The 5,101-nt window shown below is 65.2% G+C and carries 4 protein-coding genes and 1 pseudogene; all 5 read right to left on the bottom strand.

Going from position 1 to position 5,101, the window contains the following annotated elements; all coding sequences use genetic code 11:
• Positions 1–198 (bottom strand): annotated as a pseudogene (locus tag QE494_RS10100) (hypothetical protein); the annotation flags it as partial.
• A gap of 4 nt (positions 199–202) precedes the next feature.
• The gene (locus tag QE494_RS10095) at positions 203–1,111 is read right to left on the bottom strand and encodes a carbohydrate ABC transporter permease (protein WP_300042951.1); all 909 of its coding nucleotides are present in this window, start codon (positions 1,109–1,111) and stop codon (positions 203–205) included.
• A 98-nt stretch (positions 1,112–1,209) separates the two neighbouring features.
• Entirely contained in the window at positions 1,210–2,436 is a 1,227-nt protein-coding gene (locus tag QE494_RS10090) for a sugar ABC transporter substrate-binding protein (protein WP_300042949.1), read from the bottom strand.
• A gap of 93 nt (positions 2,437–2,529) precedes the next feature.
• Positions 2,530–4,425 (bottom strand): TIM-barrel domain-containing protein, encoded by a 1,896-nt coding sequence (locus QE494_RS10085; RefSeq protein WP_300042947.1) that lies wholly within the window; start codon positions 4,423–4,425, stop codon positions 2,530–2,532.
• The coding region (locus tag QE494_RS10080; RefSeq protein ID WP_300042945.1) for a hypothetical protein at positions 4,418–5,101 on the bottom strand (684 nt) is incomplete at its 5' end. The genes QE494_RS10085 and QE494_RS10080, both read right to left, overlap by 8 nt.

The raw sequence follows: 5,101 nt of genomic DNA, 5'->3' as shown, positions 1-5,101 counted from the left end.
CAGCAGTTCGGTGTAGTGCTGCAGCGTCAATTCCCTGGGAAACAGGGCGGGCGGACGAGCGAACAGTTCGGATTCCGGGCGCAGCGAAGTCACCACCATCCAATAGAACGGGAAGATCGCCCAGACAAAGGCGCACCACAGCCCGATGTGCAGCAGCACCCGGTTCCACCTTCTGACCCCGACAATTTCTTCTTGCATGGGCTCAGGCCTCCTCGCGCATGCGGATCAGGTACAGATACACCGTCGTCACCGCGACCAGGAAGACGAACAGCAGCGTGGCCAGCGCCGAGGCCATGCCCAGGTTCATCCGCTCGAAACCGTAGCGGTAGGCGAGCGTGAAAAGAGTCTCTGAGGAATTCAGAGGGCCGCCGGCTGTCATCAACCAGATGGCGTTGAAATTGTTCACCGTGAGGATCAATGTCAGAATCAGCGCGATGGCGAAGGCCAAGCGGATCTGCGGCAGAACGACGAAGAAGAGCAGGCGCCAACCATGGGCGCCGTCCATCGCGGCCGCCTCCATGACCGAGCGAGGGATCATCTGCAACGCGGCAAGCAGCAGCAGCATCACGAAGGGCGTGCCCTTCCAGATGCTCTCCACCGTGACAGCCCACAACGAGGTTCCGACGTCTCCGAGGAAAGGGAAGTAATCCTTGAGCACGCCGACCCGGACCAGCAACTCATTGACGATGCCCACCGTTGGGTCGTACATCCAACGCCACGTCAGAACAGCCACCACGCTGGGAACGACCCAGGGCAGCAGGATGCCGGCCCGCAGCCAGGAGCGTGCGCGCACAGGTCGGTTCAGCATTAGCGCGAGCATCAGGCCCAGGAGCATCTGCGCAACGACGTTCGCCCCCACCCACCAGGCAGTGTTTCGCAGGGCAGTCCAGAACACCGGGTCTGCCCACACGCGCTCAAAGTTGCGCGTGCCGATGAAGGTGACCTGGCCACGGCTCAGGGTGCGCAGCGTCAGGTCCTGGAAGCCAGAGACGATGCCGCTGATGACCGGGTAAACCACCACCGCCATGACCAGAATGAAGGCTGGCAGCACCATCAGATAGGGGTAGAGGCGCTCTCCCCGGCCTGTCTCGAAGACGGCGGACCAGGGCATGCGGCCTTTGCGTTCTGGGGAAAGTGGCGAACTCATTGCGACTCAGTACATCCAGACAGGTCCACCGCTCACTACCGATCGATGGACCTGTGACTGGATCATTTCATTTTTGCCGCGATCTCGCTCGCCGCCTTCTGCACGGCTGCTTGCGGGGTCACGAGGCCGCGCACCGAGGCGTCCCATGCGGGCGAAAGGATCGAAGAGTGCACCTCGGCCCAGATGGCGATGCTGGGTCGTGCCCGTCCAGCCGCTGCCTGTGACATGAAGGGGCGCTGCGTCTCGGGCAACTTGGCAATCGCTTCGGCCGTGGTGGCTGTCATGTGCGCCGACAGTCGGTCAGCCTTGCGCATCGCCTCGACGCTGCGCGGGCCGGTCAGAAACAGCACCAGGTCGGCTGCGGCCGGGCTCTTGGTCTTGGCGTTGACAGCCAGGTTGAAGCCCCCGATGACCGTGGCCGCGCGCTTGCCTGCCGGCAGGGGAACGATCGAGTAGTTCAGGTTAGGGGAGACCCGCTTGATCGTGCCGATCGTCCAATCGCCCGAAATCAGCATTCCCGCCCGGCTCTGAAGAAAGGGGGCGAACACCTCGTCCCAGGATTGCGCGGTCAGCACGGTATCGGGGATCGACTTGTCCACGCGGTACATGTCGGTGAAGAGCTGGAAGGTCTCGGCCACCGCCGGTTCGCCAACGCGGACCTGTCCGGCGTCGTCGACCAACTCGCCGCCGTTTTGCCAGACGAAGCTCGTCATCTGGAACACGCCAAAGCGACCGGCACCCATGGCCAGTCCGTACTTGTCGGCGCCCAGTCCGCGCATCGCCTTAGCCACGGCGCGGAACTCTGTCCAGTTCTTCGGCGGCGCGCTGAAGCCGGCGGCCTTCAGCATGTCGTTGTTGACGAACAGGGCGACGTTGTTGGTGTACCAGGGCAGCGCATAGAGGCGCCCCTGGAAGCGCCCCGAGGCCAGCGGCCCGGGCTGGTATTGGGAGGCGACCGATCGCGTGCGATCGGTCAGGTCGGCCAGCACGCCGGCGTCGGCATAAGCGGCCAACCAGGCGTTGTCGATCGCCATCACATCTGGTCCTGAGCCGCCACCCAGCGCGACGAACAGGCGCTTCTCCAATTCTTGGAAGGGAATAGCTTGGAGGTTGACCTTGTGTCCGGTCTGGGCCTCAAAGGCCCGAATCTCGTCGTACAGCGGCGCCTGCGCATTGGGCACCATGGGTGCATTGACCCAGAAGGTGATCGTATCGGCCTGCGCCGCAGCGCCCCACAGGCCGTGGGCGCAGGCCGCGGTCCGCAAGAGTCTAGTGGTCAGTTTCAGCATGCTCGTCTCTCCTCAAGGTTAGAAAAACCCGTACCCGGTCAGAGACCGGCACGGCAGAAGGATTCAGTGGGGCACGGAGTGAGCGCAGCAGCATCATGCCGCCTCCAAGGGGATCAGTTCACCCAAGGCGTGGTGGATGCTCCCGCGCTCTGACAGGGCCCAATGTCGCGTCGCTCCCGCATCGACCCGTTTGCCATCTGCAATGACAGCGGCGCGGGCGCTTGCGTCTGCCGATGCGGTGTCGAGGCCGTGCACGATCCAGATCTCAGGGCTGCGCCGATCAGGCTGCAGCGGAATCGATGCGCCCTCGCGAAAGAAGACCGGTACTTGATCCATCGGGACTTCGTGCAGCACGGTTTGTCCGCCATCGATCCAGCGGCGCGACAAAGCGTCGTACCAGCGCCCCGGCGGCAGGAACACGGCACGCGTCGATGCGTAGAAGGCCACCGGCGCTACGAGCAGGGCGTCGCCAAGCATGAACTGCTGGTCCCAGTCATTGAGCCCACGCCAGTCGATCTCGGGAAAGACGAGGGGCATCATCCGCACCGGGGGCAGCCCTCCGGCGACCGCCTCGGCAGCGAGCGCCAGAAAGTAGGGCTTGAGCTCGAGATGGAGCTTGGCGCACGCGGTGAAGATGCGCTGTGAGTCCGCATCCATCTGCCAGGGCTCCCTGCAACCGAGTCCGTGCAGCATGAACAGTGGCTGGAAGGCGCTGAACTGTGCCCAGCGAGCGAAGACCTGCGGGGTCGGGGTCCCGAAGTAGCCGCCGATGTCGCTGCCGATGAAGGGAAACCCCGACAGGCTCGCGCTTTGCGCTGCACGTATTGCCGCAGGCAGGCCACTCTTTGGACAGAAGTCCGAGGTCTGGTCGCCAGACCAGATCTGCTGGCGGCAGCCCGCCTGCGCTGAGCGGCTGATCACGGGTCGGACCGGGCCCTCAAATGCTTCCGCGGTGGCGTCCAGATACGCCTTGACATAGGCGTTGTGCGCCCCCGGACCCGACAGCCCGTTGTGCAGCACCGCGTGGTCGGGCAACTGCTCCCCAAAATCGGCCTTGAAGCCTGCAATGCCGCGCTGCACGAGCGAACGCAAGCCCTGGACCCACCAGTCCCGCGCAGACGGATTGGTGAAGTCGATCAGCGCTGCCCGCACATTTGGATTGGCCCCCGGCCGCCGCACGAGGGGCTGCCCCTGCCGGTCAACGATGACGTAGCCCAAGTCCAGGGCAGAGGCATGGGACCGTGTACCCACCACCACCCACGGACACAGCCACAGATGTACCTGGGTGCCCTCTGCCGCCATCGCCTTGACCATGTCCCAACCTTCGGGGTACTTGGTCCGGTCGAACTCGAAGGAGTGGATCTCCTCCTCCCAATACGCGTCAATGAGCTTGACGTCCAGCGGCAAGCCCATCGCCCGAAAGCCCGCCCGATCGGCGTCTACAGTCCCTGCGTCCTCGATCCGCCAGTCACCTGCCTTCCAAAGTCCGAAGAAGGCGTCATCGGGCATCTCGGGCGGGCCGACGCGCAGGGTCCAGGCCCGGTGCTGCTCGGCCAGCGTGCCGAGGTCCAGGTGCAACTCGATGCGGCTGGACTCGACCTGAATGCGCAGAACATGGGGCTCCCAGGGCGCCGCCAGGTGAAAACTGGCTGCGTCGTGACCGGTCAGCCCCATCGAGAAACCAGCCGTGCTCGCGATCCAGGGCACCGGCAGGTAGGTGCCGCTGCCTTGCCCCGCGTTCTCCAGGTAGTGGCGCACCACCGAGCCCCGCAGGTCCAGGCATTCGAAGCGCTCGCCCCCGCCCAAAAAAAGCGCCTTGTCGGGGGCGGCCAGACACAGCTCGACGGCGTTGGCCTGCGGCCACTCGAAGACGATGCAGTGGGTTTTCGGGCCCCGTCGCTCGATGCGTGCGACGTCTGGTGGCAGTGCATGCCATCGCCCGCCGGGCTCGCGCCAGCCAGCGCCCAGAAGTGCGTAGGGCTCAGACACGCACCAGCTCCGCGCCGAGCATGAAGGCCAGCTGGCCAGCGGCCTGCGCCCAATGGCCATGCACCGCGGTGACATGGTGCTCGAAGCCTTCTTCAACGAAGCGCCGGATCAGCACGTGCGCCGGCGTCTGCTGGGGAACGAACAGGGCCGCTGTCCGGTTGGCGGCGGCAGGCCGGCTGCCGATCTGCCCCTCTGTCACAAAGACCCGCAAACGGCCATCCGGCTCCAGCGACAGGCGCAACAGCGTCAGCGGTCCCGGCCGCGGTGCAAATGTCTCCTGCTTGAGGATGGCGTCGATGCTCCGGGGTCCAGCCGCCAGGCGGGGGCTGACCCCGTAGTGCCAGGTGACCAGATGGTTTTCATCGCGGTCCACGCCCGAGATGTCGGTGAGGAAGGGCAGCGCGGTGGGGTCGAAGGCGCGCACCGCTAGGGCGGTCACTGCGCCCATCACATCGCCTTCCGGGGCGAATGGCACCGAGCGCTCGGAGAGCTCGCCCAGCGCGGACCAGGTTCCCTTGAAGGCCTCGCCATAGAGGATTTCCGGCCAGTCCCTGAGCGCAATCGCGTCGACATCCAGACTGTCCAGGCCGGCACGCAGCCGCACATAGGTTGCCGCCATGATGCGGCGCTTGGCTGAGTCGTCACCCCCGTCGAAGCTGACCTCGGCCCAGCGCTT

The organism is Ramlibacter sp., assembly GCF_029866045.1.
Lineage (GTDB): Bacteria > Pseudomonadota > Gammaproteobacteria > Burkholderiales > Burkholderiaceae_C > Ramlibacter.
This window is presented reverse-complemented; position numbering and strand designations above follow the sequence as displayed.

Bases quoted from the DNA above. Each gene is read 5' to 3' on its own strand.
- QE494_RS10090 (WP_300042949.1), bottom strand. From the start codon at position 2,436: ATGCTGAAACTGACCACTAGACTCTTGCGGACCGCGGCCTGCGCCCAC.
- QE494_RS10095 (WP_300042951.1), bottom strand. From the start codon at position 1,111: ATGCCCTGGTCCGCCGTCTTCGAGACAGGCCGGGGAGAGCGCCTCTAC.